Below are 19,116 nucleotides of genomic sequence, written 5' to 3'. Positions count from 1 at the left end.
CGTGACCCTGACGTCCGTGGTGCCCCTCCATGCCCGCGCCCTGCTGACGGGTGTTCCGGTCGACCCCGACGCGGAGACCGCGCGACGGTGGGCCGAGGAGGAGCTGCTCGACCCGATCTACCACCAGCGGCCGAGCCTGCTCGAGCGCCTCCTCGACTGGATCTCGCAGCAGCTGAGCGATCTCGAGATCGCCGTGCGTGACGTCGACCCGCGCATGGCGGCGCTGATCGTCGCGTCGGTCGTCGTCGTCGGCGTGGCCGTCGCGCTCGTCGTCGCCGGGCCGGTGCGTTCGTCGCGCCGGGCCGCGCGGGCCTCCACCGACGTCTTCGGCGATGACACCCGTAGCGCCGCGGAGCTGCGGGCGAGCGCGGACGCCCTCGCGCGTGACGGCCAGTGGTCGCTCGCCGTCCTCGACCGGTTCCGTGCGATCCTGCGCTCGCTCGAGGACCGCGCCCTGCTCGACCCGCGCCCAGGCCGGACCGCGCACGAGGCCGCCGAGGACGCGAGCCTGCGCCTGCCCACCTGCGCCGCCGACCTGCGCACGGCAGGCCGCCTGTTCGACGACGTCTGCTACGGGGACGCGGAGGCGACGCCGGAGCAGGACGCCTGGCTGCGCGAGCTCGACGAGCGCGTCGCTGCGACGCGTCCCGCCGCCGTGGCGAGCGCCGCGGCCACCGACCGTCTCGAGGTCCCGCGATGAGCGCGCCCGCGACCGTGCCACCCCCGACCCAGCCGCACGAGCGGGGCACGGGGTCGGCCTCGGAGCGCGTCACCACGACCGCGCCGACAGTCGTCGGCGACGGGACCTCCGCACGGTCCCGGGCACGGTCGCGCTGGCGCCGCGTCGTGTGGCCCCTCGCCGTCCTCGTGACGCTCGCGCTCGTCGCGGTCCTCATCGTCGTCCTGCGCCCCGCGACGTCCACGACCCCCCTGGCGCCCGACAACCCGGAGGGTGCGGGCTCGCGCGCCCTCGCCCAGATCCTCGCGGACCAGGGCGTCGACGTGAGGTACGTGCGGACGTCGGGCCAGGCCGTCGCGGCGGCACGCGAGGGCACGACGCTCCTGCTCGCCGGCTCGTACCTCCTCATGGACGAGCAGGTCGAGGACCTCGCGAGCACCGAGGCGGACCTCGTGCTGCTCGAGGCCGAGTCGTGGCACATCCACGAGCTCACCGACGGCGCCGTGGACCTCGGCTACGCGACCGGCACGGGGGAGGTCGACGCGTCGTGCGACGACCCGGACGCCCAGGCGGCCGGCTCCATCGACAGCGACGGCTACGGGCTCACCGCCCTGTCCCCCGACGTCGAGCTCTGCTTCCTCAACGGCGACACCCCGCTCACGGGTGCGTACGCCTCGGTCGAGGCCGACGGCCGGCGCGTCGTCGTGATCGACGACTCCACCCTCTTCATGAACGCCCGCCTGGCGGAGGACGGGAACGCCGCCCTCGCGCTGCGCACCCTGGGCCGCCACGACTCGCTCGTCTGGTACGTGCCCTCGATCAACGACCTGGGCGGCGAGGCGGGGACGAGCGCGGGTGCGGTCCTGCCCGCCTGGGCCGGCCCCGTGAGCCTCCAGCTGCTGGTGCTCGCCCTGGCCCTGGCCCTGTGGCAGGGACGGGCCCTCGGACGCGTCGTGACCGAGCCGCTCCCGGTCACCGTCCGCGCCGTCGAGGCGACCCTGGGACGCGGACGCCTGTACCGTCGGGCCCGGTCACGCGGGCACGCAGCGGCCGCCCTGCGTGCGGGGATGGCGCGCCGCGGCGCGGCCCGGCTCGGTCTCCCCCGGTCCGCCGGGGCACCCGAGGTCATCGACGGCCTCGCCCGGGCGACCGGGCGCAGCACGGAGCAGGTCGCGCACCTGCTGTACGGACCACCACCCACCGACGACGACGGGCTGCTCGCGCTGGCCCGACAGCTGGACGAGCTCGAGAGCGAGGTTCATCGCACGTGACCGAACCCACCTGGCAGCAGCCCCCCGCACCGACCGGGACGGGCCCCGGCGACGACCGGCGCTTCGCTCCACCGCCTCCCCCACCCGACGGCGCGGCCCCGCAGCCGTACGCCGGGCAGCCGGCGACCCAGCACGCCGCCCCGCAGCAGGCGGCGACCCAGCACGCCGCCCCGCGGCACGCCCCGGCCGCCGCCCCGACGCCGTCGGAGGACCTGCGCGCGGGCCTCGCCGCGCTGCGCACCGAGGTCGGCAAGGCGGTCGTCGGGCAGGACGCCGCCGTCACCGGCCTGCTCATCGCGCTCCTCTGCCGCGGCCACGTGCTCCTCGAGGGTGTCCCGGGTGTCGCGAAGACGCTCCTGGTCCGCACCCTGAGCACCGCGCTGGCGCTCGACACGAAGCGGGTGCAGTTCACGCCCGACCTCATGCCCGGCGACGTCACGGGCTCCCTGGTGTACGACGCGCGGACGGCGCAGTTCTCGTTCCGTGAGGGCCCGGTCTTCACGAACCTCCTCCTCGCGGACGAGATCAACCGGACGCCCCCGAAGACCCAGGCGTCCCTGCTCGAGGCCATGGAGGAGCGCCAGGTGTCGGTCGACGGGACACCGCGCCCGCTGCCCGACCCGTTCCTGGTCATCGCGACCCAGAACCCCGTCGAGTACGAGGGCACCTACCCGCTGCCCGAGGCCCAGCTCGACCGGTTCCTGCTCAAGCTCACGCTGCCGCTGCCCGAGCGCGACCAGGAGGTCGAGGTGCTGCGCCGGCACGCCGCAGGCTTCGACCCGCGTAACCTCGCGGGCGCGGGCGTGCGGCAGGTCACCGACGCGAGCCAGCTCGCCCGCGCGCGGGCCGAGGTGTCGCAGGTCCAGATCGCGCACGAGGTGCTCGGCTACGCCGTCGACGTGTGCCGTGCGACGCGCCAGTCGCCGTCCCTGTCGCTCGGCGTCTCGCCGCGTGGCGCGACGGCCCTGCTCGCGACCGCCCGCGCCTGGGCGTGGCTCTCGGGTCGCGGCTACGTGACGCCGGACGACATCAAGGCGCTCGCCCACCCGACGCTGCGGCACCGCGTGCAGCTGCGGGCCGAGGCCGAGCTCGAGGGCGTCACGGCGGAGAGCGTGCTCGACACCGTGCTCGCCGCCGTGCCCGTCCCCCGCTGACCGGCTGACGGATGGCCATCACGTGGCGGGCGGTCGCGCTGACCGCCCTCGGAGTCGTCGCGGTGCTGCTCGTCCCGGTCACCGCGATGGTGGTCGGGTGGACGGTGCTCGTCGTGCTCCTGTGCGGGGTCGACGTCGCGCTCGCGGCGTCCCCGCGCGAGGTCGCGGTCAGCCGCGCGGTCCCGGGGGCCGTACGCCTCACCGAGCAGGCGCGGTCCACGCTGACGCTCACCAACCGGTCCCGGCGCCGGCTGCGCGCCGTCGTGCGCGACGCGTGGCAGCCGTCCGCCGGCGCGGGCCCCAACCGGCACGCGGTGGACGTGCGGCCCGGCGAGGCGACGCGGGTGCGGACCGCGCTGGTCCCGACGCGGCGCGGGGACCGACGGGCCGACCGCGTGACGATCCGGTCGTTCGGCCCCATGCGGCTCGCCGCACGTCAGGTGTCCCTCCAGGTCCCCGGGCGCCTGCGTGTGCTCCCCGAGTTCGCCTCGCGGCGGCACCTGCCGAGCCGCCTCGCCAGGCTCCGCGAGCTCGACGGCCGCACCGCCGTCCAGGTGCGGGGCGCCGGCACCGAGTTCGACTCGCTGCGCGAGTACGTGATCGGCGACGACGTCCGCTCGATCGACTGGCGTGCGACGGCGCGGCGCTCCGAGGTCGTGGTGCGCACGTGGCGCCCCGAGCGCGACCGCCGCGTGATGATCGTGCTCGACACCTCGCGCACGTCCGCTGCGCGGATCGGGGACCTGCCGCGCATCGACGCGTCCATGGAGGCGGCGCTCCTGCTCTCGGCGCTCGCGTCGCGGGCCGGGGACCGGGTCGACCTCATCGCGTTCGACCGCCGCGTGCGCGCACAGGTCGCGGGCGCCTCGGGCCCGCGCCTGCTGCCCGCGCTCGCCGACGCCCTCGCCCCGATCGACCCGGCACTCGTGGAGACCGACTGGCCGGGTGTGGTGTCCGCGATCCAGCAGCGTCTCTCCCAGCGTGCGCTCGTGGTGCTCCTGACCTCGCTCGAGCCCGCAGCGGTCGAGAGCGGGCTGCTGCCCGTGCTGGCGCCGCTCGCCAAGGACCACATGGTCGTGCTGGCCTCCGTCGCCGACCCGGAGGTCGCGGCCCTGCGCGCGCAGCGCGCCTCGTCCGCCGAGGTGTACGACGCCGCGGCGGCCGAGCGCACGGAGCTCGAGCGCGCCGCCGTCACGGTCCGTCTGCGGCAGCGGGGTGTGGAGGTCGTCGACGCGCTGCCCGACGACCTCGCCCCCCGGCTCGCGGACACCTACCTCGCCCTCAAGGCCGCCGGGCGCCTCTGAGGCCCGCCCCGGCCGGGCGCCGGCGTGCGGCTCAGGCCGCGAGCGGGAGCTGGTCGACGTTGTGGTCGGCCCGCAGGTCACCGGTCTCCCCCGCGCGCACCGCCCTGCGCCCGAGCACGAGCGTGTAGGTCCAGTACGCGGCCAGGACGAGCGCGCCGATGACGATCTTGAGCCACCAGGGCAGGACCGTCGACGGCGTGACGAAGCCCTCGACGAGACCCGAGACGCCGAGCACACCCACGAGGCCGATCGCCACCGTGAAGAGCGCGCGGCCCTCCTCCGACAGGGCACGGCTGCGCGGGCGGCCACCCGGCGCGAGGATCGTCCAGAAGATCTTGAGGCCCGCTGCGCCGGCGATGAAGATCGCCGTGAGCTCCATGAGGCCGTGCGGCAGGATCAGCTGGAAGAACACGTCGAGGCCCCCGTGCAGCGCCATGACGCCACCCGCGGCGCCGACGCCCGCGGCGTTCTGCACGAGCACCATGACGGGCCAGAACCCCGTGATGCCGAACGCGACGCACTGCGCGGCGATCCAGGCGTTGTTGGTCCACACCTGCGCCGCGAAGCTCTGGCCCGGGTGGTTCGTGTAGTAGTTGGCGAACTCCTGCTCGGCGTACGACTCGAGCTGGCTCGGCGTGCCCATGGCGGCCTGCGCCTCGGGGTCGGTGTACACGTTGACGCCCGCCACGACGGCGATCGCGCAGCACGCGACCATGACCGCCACGGTCCACCAGCGCAGCCGGTAGAACGCTGCGGGCAGGCTCAGGACGACGAACCGCTTGAGGTCGGACCAGGAGGGGTCGTGCGAGCCCGCGATCGCGGAGCGCGCCCGGCCGAGGCTGTCCGAGAGCCGCGAGACCACCGACGGGTCCGGCGCGGTCGACCGCACCATCGACAGGTGGGTCGCGACCTCCTGGTAGAGGCGGACGAGCTCGTCGCCCTCGGCGCCGGAGAGCCGCCGCTGCTTGGCGAGCTCGTCGAGACGAGCCCAGGTGCGGCCGTGCACGGCGGAGAACGCGTCGAGGTCCACGGCCGGTAGCCTGCCACAGCGCGGCGCCCCTGACGTGCGACCTGCGCCCGGGTGCGCCGCGACGGTACCCTGCACGGGCATACCGCGAGCGTCCGGGAGGGCACGTGCAGGACGAGATCCTCATCGGCGAAGGTGTCGTCCTCGACGCCCGGCCCGCATCGTTCGCGACGCGCATGCTGGGTGCGGCGATCGACGTCGCCGTCGTGGGGGTGCTCGGCTGGATCCTCATCATCGTCGCCGCGACGTTCGGCCAGGCGCTCGACGAGGCGGCCGCCGCGGCCCTGGGCATCACGGCGCTGGTGGTCATGCTCGTGGGCGTCCCGGCCACGGTCGAGACCCTGACGCGCGGCCGCTCGCTGGGCAAGCTTGCGCTGGGCATCCGCATCGTCCGTGACGACGGTGGCCCCGTGCGCGTGCGCCACGCGCTGATCAGGGCGCTCGTGGGCGTGCTCGAGCTCTGGTTCACGTTCGGGTCGATCGCCCTCATCAGCTCGCTCGTGCACCCGCAGGGAAAGCGGCTCGGCGACCTGCTCGCGGGCACCTACGCGGTGCGGGTGCGCGGCGGCCAGAAGGCCCTGCCGCCGTTGGTCATGCCGATGGAGCTCGCGGGCTGGGCACGGACCGCCGACATCCGCCGGCTCCCGGACGGGCTCGCGCTGTCGGCCCGCCAGTTCCTCGGGCGCGCCGGGCGGCTGCACATGGCGTCGCGGGTCCGCCTCGGGGTCCAGCTCGCGGGCGAGATCGAGCGCTACGTCGCCCCCGGCCCCCCGCCGGGCACGCACCCCGAGCGGTTCATCGCCGCGGTCCTCGCGGAGCGCCGGGACCGGGAGTTCGTGCACGCGGCCGAGGCGGCGCGTCGTGCCTCCACCGAGGCGCTCCTGCTGCACCGCCTCCCGCACGCGGTCCCCGACCCGATCCACTGACGGCCGCCGGCGACCGCCGCGCGCTCAGCGCCCGCTGACGGAGAAGTGCTGGTAGTCGATCGGTCCCGACCAGTCGCCGCCCCACCTCCACCCCGCGGCGGCGAACGCCCGGACGACCTCGTCGTCGGCGTGGATCACGGCCGGCACGTCGGGCCGTGACGCGAACGCGCGCCCCTCGGGCGGTGCCACGTGCCGGCCCAGCACATAGGGGTTCTCGACCGGGTTGACGTCGATCGCGCGGCCGTAGGCGTGCTCGGACCAGGCCGTCCCGCCCGTGATGGCCCGGCAGTTGAACGCCGAGGTGTTGTCCGCCGCCATCGACGCGTTGTCGTCGGCACCGAAGTCGTCGACGAGCCGCATCGACCGGATGGGGTAGCGGGCCTCGAACAGGGCGGCGAACACGCCGACGAGTCCGTCCGCGACGTCGGCGTGCACCACGAGCTCGCCCACGACGATGCCGCCCGCGCCGTCGAGGTGCTCCACGGTGAGGTACCGCAGGTCCTCGAGGGGGACGGGGCATCCCGGCCGCCAGGAGGCGGTCATGCGCGCCGCGACCTCGGGGCCGACGGGGTCGACGCGCGCCCGGTAGAACGGTTGGGGCACGGCGGGCTGGGCGGCCGGCAGCGACCGCGCCTGCCCGGCCGTGCTCTCGGCGGGGTCAGCGCCCGTGTCGCCGTCGGCCGCCGCGAGCCGATCACTCGCCCCACCCACGACGACGAGCGCCGTGAGCACCAGGCTTGCCAGGCCCGGGGCGACGACCCTCATGACCTCCGTGCCGCGCACCGGACGAGTATGTCGGACGGCCCGGGCGGCACGCTCGTCGCGCGTTGCCCGGGCCGTCCGTCGGCCGTGCTCGTGCCTAGTGCGTGGCGTCCCCGGTGGCCTCGGCGACGGCGACGGCGTGCCGCAGGTCGGGCTCCAGGTAGATGAGCGTCGCGATGGGCACGGCGGCCCGCACACGCTTCTCGGCGGCGTCGATCGCCTCGGCCACCGACGCCGCGGTGCCCGTCGCCGCGACCTCGATCTTCGCCGCGACGAGCAGCTCCTCCGGGCCGACGTGCTGCGTGCGCATGTGGATGACCGACAGGACGCCGGGCCCGACGAGCGCGGCGCCGATCGCGGCGATGTTCTCCTGGCTCGCGGACTCGCCGAGGAGCAGTGACCGCGTCTCGACGGCCAGGACGACGGCGATGATGACGAGCAGCACACCGATGCACGCCGTGCCCGCGGCGTCCCAGCGACCGTCACCCGTCGCGAGCGTCAGCCCGACGCCGAACAGCGCGAGCACGAGGCCGATGAGGGCCCCGAGGTCCTCGAGCAGGACGACCGGCAGCTCGGGAGCCTTCGCCGACCGCACGAAGCTCACCCACGACTGCTTGCCGCGCACGTGGTTGGACTCGACGATCGCGGTGCGGAAGGAGAACGACTCCATGCCGATGGCCGCGACGAGCACGACGATCGGGACCCACCACCACCGGCCCTCGAGCCCGTGCGGGTCCGCCCACTTGTGCCAGGCCTCGTACAGCGCGAACAGGCCGCCGACCGAGAAGAGCACGATCGCGACGATGAACGAGTAGAGGTACCGCTCACGCCCGTACCCGAACGGGTGGGCGGGGCTGGCCTCACGCCTCGCACGCTTGCCGCCGACGAGCAGGAGCACCTGGTTGCCCGAGTCGGCGACGGAGTGCACCGACTCCGCGAGCATCGAGCTCGAGCCCGTGAGGAGGAACGCGACGAACTTCGTGACCGCGATCCCCAGGTTGGCGCTCAGCGCCGCGACGATCGCCCTGCTGCTGCCACCTGCGGACACCTCACACCGTTCCTGCGGCCGGCTCGGCCTCGTCGACGAGCAGCACGGGGATCCCCGACCGCACGGGGTAGGCGAGCGCACACGCGTCGCCCTCGCACACGAGGCGCGGGGCGCCGTCGGGCGCCTCGCCGTCCGCGAGCGTTGACCCGCAGGCCGGGCAGCGCAGCACGTCACGGAGCCAGCCGTCGAGGACGAGCGCGCCCGGCGCGGCCGCGCCCCCCTGCGGGTCCTGGCCCTGCGGGTCCGGGCCCTGCGAGGTCGGTCCGGTCATCGTCAGGCCTTCCCGGCCGCGTCGTCGGCAGCGAGGTCGGCACGCACAAGTGCGAGCACGTCGTCGCGCACCTTGACCATGATGTCCTCGTCGGCGGCCTCGACGTTGAGCCGGAGCAGCGGCTCCGTGTTGGAGGCACGCAGGTTGAACCACCAGCGGGGCTGGGTGTCCCAGTGCGACACGGTCAGGCCGTCGAGCTCGTCGACGGTGACGGGGCCCGCGCCCTCGCGCGTGACGTAGGCGTCGACGACGCGGGCCCGCGCGGCCGGGACGTCGGCGACGCGCGAGTTGATCTCGCCGCTCGCGGAGTAGGGCTGGTACGCCTCGGCGAGGTGGCTCAGCGCGACGGGTGCACCGTCGGGCGTCCGTGCCTCCCCGAGCGCCGCGAGCACGTGCATGGCGGCGAGCATGCCGGTGTCCGCGAAGAAGAAGTCGCGGAAGTAGTAGTGCGCGCTGTGCTCACCGCCGAAGACGGCGTCGTGCTCAGCCATCTCGGCCTTGATGAACGAGTGGCCGACGCGCGTGCGCACGGTGGTCGCGCCCGCGGCGCCCAGGAGGTCGGGGACGACCTGCGAGGTGATGAGGTTGTGGATCACCGTGGGCCGACGGCCGGCGGCCACCTCGCGGGCGACCTCGCGCAGGCCGACGAGCGCCGTGATCGCGGACGGGCTCACGGGCTCGCCGCGCTCGTCGACCACGAAGCAGCGGTCCGCGTCGCCGTCGAAGGCGAGGCCGATGTCCGCGCCGTGCTCGACGACGGCGGCCTGGAGGTCGCGCAGGTTCTCGGGCTCGAGCGGGTTGGCCTCGTGGTTGGGGAAGGTCCCGTCGAGCTCGAAGTACAGCGGGACGATCTCGAGCGGCAGTGCCTCGAGGCCGGTGGCCGAGCCGAGGACGGCCGGGACCGTCAGGCCCGCCATGCCGTTGCCCGCGTCCACGACGACCTTGAGGGGGCGGCTGGCGCTGAGGTCGACGAGCGAGCGCAGGAAGACGGCGTAGTCGCCGAGCATCTCGCGGTCACCGACCTGCCCCGCCTCGGGCGCCTGCGGGATCCCGCCGGCGAGGTAGCGCGCCGCGAGGTCGCGGACGTCCGCGAGCCCGGTGGCCTCACCGACCGGGCGGGCACCCGCGCGGCACAGCTTGATCCCGTTGTACTCGGCGGGGTTGTGGCTCGCGGTGAACATCGCACCGGGCACCCCGAGCGCCCCGGACGCGTGGTAGAGCCCGTCGGTCGAGCACAGGCCGATCCGCACGACGTCGACCCCCCGGCTCGTGAGGCCCTCCGCGAACGCCGCGACGAGCTCGGGACCGGAGGGACGCATGTCCTGGCCGATCGCGACGCGCGGGCGGGTGGCCCCGGCGGCAGGCTCACCGTCCGCCGCACCCGCGGCCTCGGCGTCGGGCAGCACGACGACGTCGGCGAACGCCGCGCCGATCGCGCGTGCCACCGCGGGGCTGAACGGGTCCGGGACGACCCCGCGCACGTCGTACGCCTTGATCAGGGTCGTGAGGTCCGGCAGGTCAGGGGTCTCGGGCGTGGGAGTCACGGGCGCAAGCCTAGTTGGAACGGGCCGCTCCACCCGCGGCACGGCCCCGCGCGTCTCGCGGGCGGCCTCAGCCCGAAGGAGAGGTCGGCCGGTCCGACGGGGGGTCGGCCAGCCCGGAGGGGCCCGGCCGGTCCCGAGGGAGGTCGGCCGTGGGCGCTGCCCGTCAGCGCGGCTTGCGTGCGGACCGTTGCAGGACGGACTCGATCGGGATGGCCCGCCACGTGCCGTCGTCGTCCGCCGTGAGCCACTCCCGACGCTCGCAGCGGTGGCACGAGACGAACGTGACGTCCGTGCCGTCGGCCAGCACCATCGGCAGCCTCGTCAGCTCTCCGCTGCCGCAGGTCGAGCAGACACCGGGCTGGTGCCGTCCGGCCGACTCCGAGGGGGTGGGCCCAGCCACGCGTCAGCCGCCCTCGCCGCGCAGCACGCGCAGGTGCCCGCGGCGGGTGATCTCGGTCGCGGCCGGCTCGGGCTCGACGGGGAGCGCACGCGGGCGTCCCGCCTCACGCACGGCGTCGGCGAGTGCGAGCAGGTCGTCCGGGCTCGGTCCCGTCGGGATGAACTCGGGGGTCAGGCGGACGACCTCCCAGCCCCGCGGGGCGGTCAGCCGGCCGGCGTGCTCGCTGCACAGGTCGTACGAGTGCGGCTCCGCGAGCTGCGCGAGGGGGCCCAGGACGGCCGTCGAGTCGGAGTACACGTAGGTGAGCGTCGCGACAGCAGGACGCCCGCAGGCGCTGCGGGAGCACTGTCGTCCTGACCTCACGAGACGGGACACTACCCGCCGCGCCCGGCCGGAGCCCATCACCACGCCGTCCGCGCCCGACGGGCCACCTGTCCGCCGCACCCGCTCGCCGGGCCGCCCGCCGTGCCCGTCCGCTCACCGGGCCGGTCCGCCGAGTCCGTCCATCCGGGCCGCCGTCGTACAGTGGGCGCGTGAGCACGGTGCCTGGCCGGAGGCGGACGGCGGTCGACGGCGCGCCGCTCGGTGCGCGGCGTCGTGACCGGCGGGGCCGCGGCCTGCGCGGGCCGCTGGTCCCCTCGACCCTCCCGGCCTACCGCTCGCGGGCTGAGCGGTTCGACGAGCACGTGCTGTCCGCCGTCGAACGCCTCGAGCGCCGCTGGGCACGCCAGCTCGAGGGCGCGGAGTTCGCCGTCGAGGACGTCCCGCCGTCGCACCCCGCCCCGTGGGAGCACGGCGGCGTCCCCCTGGGGCGCTACTTCCCCACCGACGCGGGGATGCCCGCGCGCATCGTCGTCTACCGGCGGCCGGTCGAGACCCGCGCGATCGACGAGGCCGACCTGGCGGACCTCGTGCGGGACGTGCTCGTCGAGCAGGTCGCGCACATGCTCTCGCGCGCCCCGGAGGACGTGGACCCCGGGTACCGCGGCTGACGGACGGTCCGTGCCGTCGGGGCACCGGACCCGTGGTGCGGGGCGACCCGGCGCCGGGCACGCCCTAGGGTTGAGGCACCATGAGCGAGACCGAGCCTGCCGTCGTCCGTGTCGTCTGCGTGACCTACAACCCCGGCCCGGAGCTCGACGACTTCGCACGGACCCTGGCCGACGCGACACGACGGCCCGTCGAGCTTGTGCTCGTCGACAACGGCCAGGAGCACGACGTCACGCACGACGTCGCAGCGCGGCACGGCGCCCGGGTCGTCGCCTCGGGAGAGAACCTCGGCTACGGCCGGGCCGCGAACCTCGGCGCGCGTGACGCGTCGGCGCCGTGGCTCGTCGTCGCCAACCCGGACATCGAGTGGCACCCCGGATCGCTCGACGCGCTGCTCGACGCCGGTGAGCGGCACCCCCGCGCGGGCGCCCTCGGCCCGGCCGTGCTGGACCCCGACGGGACGCGGTACCCGTCGGCGCGTGAGCTGCCGTCCCTCACCCAGGGTGTGGGCCACGCGCTCCTCGGCCGGCTCTGGCCCGCGAACCCGTGGACGCGGGCCTACCACCGTCGCCAGGAGACGGTGACGGACGTCGAGCGCACGGCGGGATGGCTGTCGGGCGCCTGCCTGCTGCTGCGGCGTGAGGCGTTCGAGGAGGTCGGTGGGTTCGACCCCGGCTACTTCATGTTCTTCGAGGACCTGGACCTGGGTGAGCGCCTCGGCCGCGCCGGGTGGGCGAACGTGCACGTGCCGTCCGCCCGGGTCACCCACGTGGGCGGCACGTCATGGCGTGCGCGGCCCGCGCCGATGATCCGCGCGCACCACGCGTCGGCCGCCCGCTACCTCACGCGCCGGTACGACAGGTGGTTCGAGTGGCCCGTGCGGGTCGCGATCCGGACCGGTCTCGCGGTGCGCCAGGCGCTCGAGCTGCGTCGCGCGCGCTGAGGGGGCCAGCAGCGACGGGACGTCCGGTCAGCGGGTCCGGACCCCCACGTCGGGCTGCAGGGCGGGTGCGGTGACGGGTGCGAGCACCGAGACGAGGTCCCCGGCCGGGTCGGGCGTCAGCAGCACGGCCGCCCACGCGACACGGTCGTCGTCGGTCCGCACGACGACGGCCGCAGGCTGCGGCACGACGCCCGCTCCCCCGGCGGTGGCGAGGGCGCTCAGGGCCAGCGACGTGGTGGTACCCGCCTGCAGGGTCAGGTCCGCCTCGCCGACCACGGCGCCCGTCTGGTCGAGCACCTCGAGCGCGACGTCGGCGGGGGCGCCGGACTCCCCGGTCACACCCACGACGAGGCGGCCGTCGGTGCCCGCCGGGAGGGCCAGCACGCCGCCGCCCGACGCCGACGTGTCGGACGAGGGCACCCACGCGCGGTCGAGGGGCAGCTGGGAGCCGGTGCCCGCCGCGGGCAGGCCCACGCCCGCTCCCCGGGTCAGCAGTGCACCGGCCACGACGGGCACGTCGCTCTCGACGACGGCCGTGTAGTCGCCCACGGGGAGCCCGTCGAGGGGCAGGTCGAGGACGACGCCCGCGTCGAGCTCCACCTGCTGCGCACCGGGCAGCAGCACCTCGCCGTCCCGGCCGTGCAGGGTGATCGTCGCCGTGGCGTCGTCCGCGGGTGCGAGGAGCCGCAGGACACTGGTGTCCGCACCCTCGAGCTGCGTGGCGGTGACCGACAGCGCCGGCACGACCTGGCGCGTCGCGGGCTCCTGTCCGGCGACCACGTAGTCGACGCCCGCAGGCACGAGGCCACGCAGCTGGCTGTCCTGGAGGTACGCGCTGACGACGCCGCCCGACGACGTCAGGCGGGTCACGATGCGGCTCTGCTCGGCGGCGACGCCCTCGAGGAGCACGACGCGCTCCGCCCCGGCCGGGACGAGGAACTCGGGTGCGCCGGCGAGCTCGACGGCGCCCGACGGGCCCCACAGGTCGACGCGGACGGTGGCGGCCGTGCGCCCCGGGTTCTGCAGGACCAGCCGCGCGCTCGACCCGAGCGACGTGCTCCCGCCGACGAGCCAGGTCTGCGCGGACGCGCGCTGGCAGGACGCGGCAGCGAGGCCCCGGAGGTCACCCAGCGCCGTCGTGACACCGACCGCACCGGCGGCCCACGCGGCCACGTGCCCGGCGGGTCGGACCTCGATCACGGGGGTGCTCGCGGGCGCCTGGACGCCGACCACGTCACCCGCGCCGACGGGCTCGAGCTCGGCGGTGGTCGCCTCACCGGCGAGGTCGGTCAGGCGACCGGCGCCGGCGTCGTCACGGTCCTGCCCGGCGGCCGGCTCGACGGTCGCGGCGCGGACCGTGACCGTGGACTCCCCGGGCGACGGGTCGAACTGCGGGTCGTACGCGACGTCGTCGCCGGGCTCGGGCTCCGTGGCCAGGCGGAGCGCACCGGGGCACACGAGCCGGGTCGCTGCCGCGTCGACGGCGACGCGCGGCAGGTCGACGGCCTCGGGCGCGGCGGGTGGTGCGTACCGGGTGCCGGCGACGACGACGCCCGCCGTGACGCCGAGCACGAGCAGCGCGGTCAGGCCGCGTGCGAGGCCACGCCGCAGGCGCGCGCCGCGTCCGGGCACGTCCGCGGTCGGCTTCGTACCCGTCGGAGTGGTCGGGGACGTCGGGGTGGTCGTCGGGGCGTCGCCCGTCGGCTCGGTCGTCATCGCACCCCTCCTCGGCGTCGACGGGTCGGGACGGCGAGGAGGACCGTGACGAGCACGACCGTCCCCTGGAGCGCGAGCCAGGGCACGCGACCCGCGGCGTCGTGCGTGACGACGAGCCGCCCGCCGTCGGGCCCGACCTCGAACGCCTGGTGCCAGCCGCGCTCCACGGAGCGCAGGGGCCGCCCGTCCAGCGTTGCGTGCCAGCCGCCGTCGGCCCGGTCCGCGAGGACGAGGACGCGGCCCTGCTCACCGGCCGGGATGTCGGTGTCGACGGCGCCATCCGCGCTCTCCACGCTCGCCAGGAGCGCTCCGTCGTCCCCGCCGACGAGCCGGGCCCAGGCCGCGGTCGTGCCGACGTCCGCCGCGGCGACGCGCCAGATGATGCCCGACTCCGTCTCCGTCACGCGCTCGAGGCCCAGGGTCGAGTCGATACGGCCCGCCACGAGCGAGCGCTCGTGGGCGTCGGCGTCCGCGTCCGCCGGTCCAGGGTCGAGGACGCCGTCGCTCGGCACGCGGACGGGCGGCATGAGGACCGCGCCCACACCGAGGTCCGCGAGGTCGGCCGCGACCTCACCGGGTGCCCCGGACGCGAGGTGCGCGGCGGCCTCGGCGAGCGCGGTGTCCGCGGCGTCGGGCCCGAGTGCCTCCGCGGCGCCGGGCAGGCCCGTGAGGGCCCGGGCGGTGACGGCCCGGGAGAGCTCGCTCAGCTGGACGCCGTCGTGCCGGAGCAGGGTCGCCTCGACGTCGCCGTTCGCGTCAACGCTCAGGGAGAGCACGCGTGCGCCGTCCGGCCCGTCCTGCATCTGTCTGCCGACGGCGGGCACCACGGCGACGCCCGAGGTGCGCAGGGCGGGCCCGTCACCGGTGCGGGCCTGCCACGTCCACGTGCCGAGGAGCAGACCCGGACCCGCGACGGCGACGACGACGAGCGCGGCCGCACCGACCTGCCGCCACCCGAAGGTGGCATGCGCCATGGCGGCGCGCACCCCGCTCGCGCCCGCGAGCGCGGCGGCGAGGAGGCCGAGGAGCGCGAGGCTCGTCCCTGGCCCGGCCCAGGCGGCCGTGAGCACGGTGGTCGGGCCGAGCGGGTCGCCCGCCGGCGTCGAGCCGTCGGCGATCGCGACCTCGACGGCGCCGGCGGCGACCGCGGCGGCGAGCCCGGTAGCGGCGACGAGCCAGGCGGCACGGATGCCCCGCGCGCGGGGGGCGCCGACGGCGAGCGCGAGGACCGCGAGCATCGCCACGACACCCGTGCAGGCGAGCGGCACGACGAGCGGCCAGGGGTCGGGCAGCCCGGTCCACGGCCCGTCGAGGGTCGCGGCGGCGTCGACGGGCCAGCCGAGCAGCTGCTGCCACGCGGGTGCCGCGGTCGACGCCACGGGCAGACCGGGGTCGGCGAGCAGCAGGCGCCAGCCGCCCGTGGACCAGGTCCGGACCGCCTCGACGACCATGGGCCCCTGCAGCACCAGGGCCGGGAGCGCCACCCACACGAGGCGCCGACGCCGCCGCGCGGGCACCGCGACGACGAGCAGCGCGAGGATGCCGAAGGGCAGGAGCACGGGCGCGCCGGCGACCGCGACGGCGAACGCGAGCCCCGCGCCGGCGGCGGCGGCGAGAGACGGCTCGGCGGTGCGCACGGCCGCGACCGCGCGCAGCACCGGTCCGGGCTCCGTCGGCGGCGCGTCCGGCAGCGCCCGGTCCGAGCGCACACGTTCGGACGGCAGCCACTCGGACGGCAGGCGGTCCAGCGGCAGGTCCTGCGGCGAGCGGGGCTCCGGAGCGTCAGCCCCCTCCTCGTGGGGCTCCCGTTCGAGGACGCCACGGTCCACGACCAGGTCGGGCTCGTCGTCCCGCGGCGGCGGGAGCGGCAGCTCGCCGGTCTCCTCCGCGTCCCACCGAGCCTGCGCACGGGCCCGTCCGGACTCGTGCAGCGCGACGGACCGGTGCACGACGCCGAGGCGCTGGGCGCCCACGAGCCCGGACTCGACCGCGTCCACCCGCGCCACGCCGATCGCGCGTGCGACGCCGAGCGCCACCCACGGCAGCATGACGTGCGCGAGGACGGCGCCCAGGCGAACCTGGTCGATGCCCAGGAGGAGGGCCGGGGCGGCCACCCAGACGAGGGCCGCCCACGAGCGCAGCCCGACGGAGCGTGTGACGGCGCCGGCGGCGAACCACGCGCCGAGGGCGGCGAGCACGAGCGCCCCGAGCATCACGAGCGCGCCCGCCCCGCCGAGGGTCCCGGTCAGGGCGGTCAGCGGCGAGAGCGCGAGGAGCAGTGGGTCCGTGGGCCCGGCGGCGCCGAGCCCGCCCGGGACCCAGCCCGACGTGGCGGCGGCCCACAGCTCGCCGAGGTCCGCGTCGCCGAACGGCAGGGACCCGCCGGTCAGCCGCTCCCCCGCCAGGACGCGCGTGACGAGGGGGCCCACGACGAGCGCCGTGAGGCTCACGGCGGCAACCACGACTGCCGCGAGCGTCACCCGTCGCCGGGTCCGCAGCGCCGCGAGCTCGGCGACCTCGAGCTCGCTCGGTGCCTGCCGCACCCGGCGCCGCTCGGCCGCCGTGAGCCTGCGGTCGCGCTCCTGCCGCACCACGTCGCGCCAGCTGGCCTCGAGCGGTCGCAGCGACCTGCGCGGCAGCCTGCGCGTGGCCGTCGCCCTGCGGCGTGCGGCAACGACCCGGCCGGGCCGTGCGAGGACCCGCCAGGGTGCGGCGAGCTCGGCGACGACGAGGTGCGGCTCCTTGGTCACGAAGCGCGCGAGCGCCCGGACGAGGCCGCTGACGACGGCGAGCAGGCTCACGACCGGGACGAGCCCGAGGGGGACGTGGACGAGCTGGGCGTGGAGGTACGCCTCGCGCCTGGCCTGCGCCGAGCGGCGGGCGTCCCAGCCGGACCGGTTGAGGACGGCGCCGCCGACCGGCAGGCCGAGCGACGCCTGGGCGTGCCGCACGACGGCACCGGGGACCACGATGACGCGGTGACCGGCGAGCCGGGCCCGGCGGCACAGGTCGAGGCCGTCCCCGTACGGTCCGAGGGCCGGGTCCGTCCCCCCGAGCGTCTCCCACACGTCTCGCCGCACGAGGGCGCCCGCGACCCCGACGGCGAGCACGTCGTCGCGACCGTCGTGCTGGCCTTGGTCGACCTCGGGCTCCTCGAGCCCCGTCATCCGGCGGCCGAAGCGCGACGTCGCGAGGCCGACCTCGAGGACGCGCACGGGCCCCGACCACGTGTGCTGCTTGCAGCCGGCCACGGCCACGGAGGGTGCGACCTCGACGGCGCGCAGGAGCTGGGCGAGGGCGGTGGGCGCCGGGGCGCTGTCGTCGTGCAGGAGCCAGAGCCAGCCGCCCCCGGGCGCGTGGACCTGGTCCAGGCCGGTGCGGACCGCGTGGCCGAACGTGCGGGCCGCCGAGGCTGTTGTCACCGTCACGTGGGTGACGTCGCGCAGGGGTGCGACGAGGGCGTCGAGCTCGCCCGGCTGTGCGGCGTCGTCGGTGTGCGCGGCGTCGACGACCACGACGCGCTGCGGCGGGCGCGTCCCGGCGGCCAGCGCCGCGAGGGTGTCGGGGAGGTACTCGGTGACTCCGCGGGTGACGACGACGGCGGTGACCTCGACCGTCGGGGGCCGGCCGTCGGGCGTCGTCGCCTGCGTGCGAGCCTCAGTCATCGGGTCCCATCATGCGCCACGCGGGCGCAGTCAAACGACGCGCTTCTTGAGCTTGCGGCGCTCGCGCTCGGACAGGCCGCCCCAGATGCCGAACCGCTCGTCGTTGGCCAGCGCGTACTCGAGGCACTCGGCGCGGACCTCGCAGCCGGTGCAGACCTTCTTGGCCTCGCGCGTCGAGCCGCCCTTCTCAGGGAAGAACGCCTCCGGGTCGGTCTGCGCGCACAGGGCCCGCTCCTGCCACCCCATGACCGCGTCGTCCTCGGGGGTGCCGAAGAGAGGGACGACGGGCGCGACCTCGGACGGGCGTGCATGGTCGGTCGGGAACGCTGCATCGTCGTTGAGCAAGTTCCACATGTTCAGAGCCTCCGTGCCCGCCTCGGTGCCCCTCAGGGTTGCCGCTCGATCCTCCGCCGTCGCAGCCCGCGACTCCTTGAGTTCACGAACTGCATTGATGGAATTACACGCGTGTCGTCCACGAGAGTCAAGCCGGGATGTGTTAGATCATCGCCACCGCGGACACCCGAGCGGGTGAAATGCCGACAACGGGCGGATGGCCGCCCGCTATGCCCGAAATGGCCCCCTCGGCCTCGCGCCTACGCTTGGGGCGTGCGCACCGACCTGTCCCGCCCCACCGACGTCGCCACCCTGATGGACCTGCTCAAGGCTGATCCCGGTCGCCCCCGCCTCACCTGGTACGGGCCAGGGGGCGAGCGCACCGAGCTGTCCGGGCACGTGCTCGACAACTGGGTCTCCAAGACGTCGAACCTCCTCCTCGAGGAGTACGACGCCGCCCCCGGGACCCGGGTGCTGCTCGACCTCCCCCCGCACTGGCGGACGCTCGTCTGGGCGCTCGCCGCCTGGCGGGTGGGTGCGACGGTCGTCCTGCCCGGGACGGGCGAGGCACGCACCGTCGGCCCTGCCGAGGCCGCGGGCGTCGACGTCGTGGTGACCGACCGTCCCGGCGCGTACGCCGAGACCGGGGCGGAGGTGGTGGCCGTCGCGCTGCCCGCCCTGGCGCGTCGCTTCGACGGCGACCTGCCGCCGGGGGCGACCGACGCGGCCGCGGCGGTGATGACCTACGGGGACGCGCTCGGCTGGGTGCCGCCGACGGACCCCGAGCAGCCCGCGCTCGAGGCCGCGGGCGTCCTCGTGCGCCATCGCGAGCTCCTCGGGTGGCCCACCCCGGCGCCGGACGGCGACCAGCCCCGCCGGTGGCACGCCTCTGCCGCACCCCTGGCGGCGCTCGGCGACGCGCTCGCGGCCTGGCGCGCGGACGGCTCGCTCGTCCTGTGCGCGCCCGAGGTGGGCGTCGAGCTGGCAGGCGACCCGGAGCGCCTGGCGCGCCTGCTCGCGACCGAGCGCGTCACCGGCTGACCGACGGCCCGTCCGGCTCAGGGCAGGTCAGGGCAGGTCAGG

18 protein-coding genes are annotated in these 19,116 nt (G+C 76.0%); 8 read left to right on the top strand and 10 right to left on the bottom strand.

What is annotated here, in order from left to right; translation table 11 throughout:
* The first annotated feature begins 1 nt into the window (after position 1).
* Genes FZ988_RS03280 through FZ988_RS03265 form a run of 4 tightly spaced genes read left to right on the top strand, consistent with a single transcriptional unit; the run spans position 2 to position 4,408 of the window.
* Positions 2–700, top strand: coding sequence for a DUF4129 domain-containing protein (locus tag FZ988_RS03280; protein WP_246169172.1), 699 nt, complete (start codon positions 2–4; stop codon positions 698–700).
* Positions 697–1,950: a DUF4350 domain-containing protein gene (locus FZ988_RS03275; protein ID WP_149202595.1), complete on the top strand. Its 1,254-nt coding sequence runs from the start codon at positions 697–699 to the stop codon at positions 1,948–1,950. The genes FZ988_RS03280 and FZ988_RS03275 overlap by 4 nt, the downstream gene beginning before the upstream one ends.
* Positions 1,947–3,104, top strand: a complete 1,158-nt coding sequence (locus FZ988_RS03270; protein ID WP_246169171.1) for an AAA family ATPase — start codon at positions 1,947–1,949, stop codon at positions 3,102–3,104. Before FZ988_RS03275 ends, FZ988_RS03270 begins: the two co-directional genes overlap by 4 nt.
* Positions 3,105–3,115: 11 nt before the next feature.
* A complete protein-coding gene (locus FZ988_RS03265; protein ID WP_149202594.1) occupies positions 3,116–4,408 on the top strand; it encodes a DUF58 domain-containing protein in 1,293 nt (430 codons plus the stop codon).
* Positions 4,409–4,439: 31 nt separating this feature from the next.
* Here the strand turns inward: FZ988_RS03265 and FZ988_RS03260 are convergent, their stop codons facing one another.
* The gene (locus FZ988_RS03260) at positions 4,440–5,438 is read right to left on the bottom strand and encodes a stage II sporulation protein M (protein WP_149202593.1); all 999 of its coding nucleotides are present in this window, start codon (positions 5,436–5,438) and stop codon (positions 4,440–4,442) included.
* A 104-nt stretch (positions 5,439–5,542) separates the two neighbouring features.
* Between FZ988_RS03260 and FZ988_RS03255 the strand changes: the two genes are divergently transcribed.
* Positions 5,543–6,361 (top strand): RDD family protein, encoded by an 819-nt coding sequence (locus FZ988_RS03255; RefSeq protein WP_149202592.1) that lies wholly within the window; start codon positions 5,543–5,545, stop codon positions 6,359–6,361.
* A gap of 24 nt (positions 6,362–6,385) precedes the next feature.
* Here the strand turns inward: FZ988_RS03255 and FZ988_RS03250 are convergent, their stop codons facing one another.
* The 6 genes from FZ988_RS03250 to FZ988_RS03230 all read right to left on the bottom strand — a co-directional run bounded on the left by FZ988_RS03250 (position 6,386) and on the right by FZ988_RS03230 (position 10,749).
* Entirely contained in the window at positions 6,386–7,144 is a 759-nt protein-coding gene (locus tag FZ988_RS03250) for a M15 family metallopeptidase (protein WP_246169170.1), read from the bottom strand.
* A 76-nt stretch (positions 7,145–7,220) separates the two neighbouring features.
* Positions 7,221–8,171, bottom strand: a complete 951-nt coding sequence (locus FZ988_RS03245) for a cation diffusion facilitator family transporter (protein WP_149202591.1) — start codon at positions 8,169–8,171, stop codon at positions 7,221–7,223.
* Position 8,172: 1 nt separating this feature from the next.
* Positions 8,173–8,442 (bottom strand): Trm112 family protein, encoded by a 270-nt coding sequence (locus FZ988_RS18900; RefSeq protein WP_246169168.1) that lies wholly within the window; start codon positions 8,440–8,442, stop codon positions 8,173–8,175.
* Positions 8,443–8,444: 2 nt separating this feature from the next.
* A complete protein-coding gene (locus tag FZ988_RS03235; RefSeq protein WP_149202590.1) occupies positions 8,445–9,986 on the bottom strand; it encodes a phosphomannomutase/phosphoglucomutase in 1,542 nt (513 codons plus the stop codon).
* A 163-nt stretch (positions 9,987–10,149) separates the two neighbouring features.
* Positions 10,150–10,296 (bottom strand): hypothetical protein, encoded by a 147-nt coding sequence (locus tag FZ988_RS18415; RefSeq protein ID WP_188078957.1) that lies wholly within the window; start codon positions 10,294–10,296, stop codon positions 10,150–10,152.
* A 93-nt stretch (positions 10,297–10,389) separates the two neighbouring features.
* Positions 10,390–10,749 (bottom strand): DUF3499 domain-containing protein, encoded by a 360-nt coding sequence (locus FZ988_RS03230; RefSeq protein ID WP_149202589.1) that lies wholly within the window; start codon positions 10,747–10,749, stop codon positions 10,390–10,392.
* 170 nt (positions 10,750–10,919) lie between these two features.
* Between FZ988_RS03230 and FZ988_RS03225 the strand changes: the two genes are divergently transcribed.
* Both FZ988_RS03225 and FZ988_RS03220 read left to right on the top strand, forming a co-directional pair.
* Positions 10,920–11,378, top strand: a complete 459-nt coding sequence (locus tag FZ988_RS03225; protein ID WP_342781121.1) for a metallopeptidase family protein — start codon at positions 10,920–10,922, stop codon at positions 11,376–11,378.
* Positions 11,379–11,458: 80 nt separating this feature from the next.
* Positions 11,459–12,319, top strand: a complete 861-nt coding sequence (locus FZ988_RS03220) for a glycosyltransferase family 2 protein (protein ID WP_149202588.1) — start codon at positions 11,459–11,461, stop codon at positions 12,317–12,319.
* A gap of 27 nt (positions 12,320–12,346) precedes the next feature.
* On the opposite strand, the gene FZ988_RS03215 is transcribed toward FZ988_RS03220, so the two are convergent.
* The 3 genes from FZ988_RS03215 to FZ988_RS03205 are packed head-to-tail and all read right to left on the bottom strand — an operon-like array spanning position 12,347 to position 18,054.
* On the bottom strand, positions 12,347–14,035 hold the full coding sequence (locus tag FZ988_RS03215; RefSeq protein ID WP_149202587.1) for a DUF5719 family protein: 1,689 nt from the start codon (positions 14,033–14,035) through the stop codon (positions 12,347–12,349).
* Positions 14,032–17,700 carry a glycosyltransferase gene (locus FZ988_RS03210; RefSeq protein ID WP_149202586.1) on the bottom strand — a complete coding sequence of 1,223 codons (3,669 nt, stop codon included), beginning with the start codon at positions 17,698–17,700 and terminating at the stop codon, positions 14,032–14,034. The genes FZ988_RS03215 and FZ988_RS03210 overlap by 4 nt, the downstream gene beginning before the upstream one ends.
* A 30-nt stretch (positions 17,701–17,730) precedes the next feature.
* The gene (locus tag FZ988_RS03205) at positions 17,731–18,054 is read right to left on the bottom strand and encodes a WhiB family transcriptional regulator (RefSeq protein ID WP_149202585.1); all 324 of its coding nucleotides are present in this window, start codon (positions 18,052–18,054) and stop codon (positions 17,731–17,733) included.
* Between the two features lie 252 nt (positions 18,055–18,306).
* Here FZ988_RS03205 and FZ988_RS03200 point away from each other — a divergent pair, with 252 nt between their 5' ends.
* The gene (locus tag FZ988_RS03200; RefSeq protein WP_425457933.1) at positions 18,307–19,074 is read left to right on the top strand and encodes a TIGR03089 family protein; all 768 of its coding nucleotides are present in this window, start codon (positions 18,307–18,309) and stop codon (positions 19,072–19,074) included.
* The last annotated feature ends 42 nt before the right edge of the window (positions 19,075–19,116 follow it).

It is taken from the genome of Actinotalea subterranea (assembly GCF_008364845.1).
GTDB lineage: Bacteria > Actinomycetota > Actinomycetes > Actinomycetales > Cellulomonadaceae > Actinotalea > Actinotalea subterranea.
Note: the sequence above shows the minus strand (reverse complement) of the source record. Positions and strands in the feature narration are given on the sequence as shown.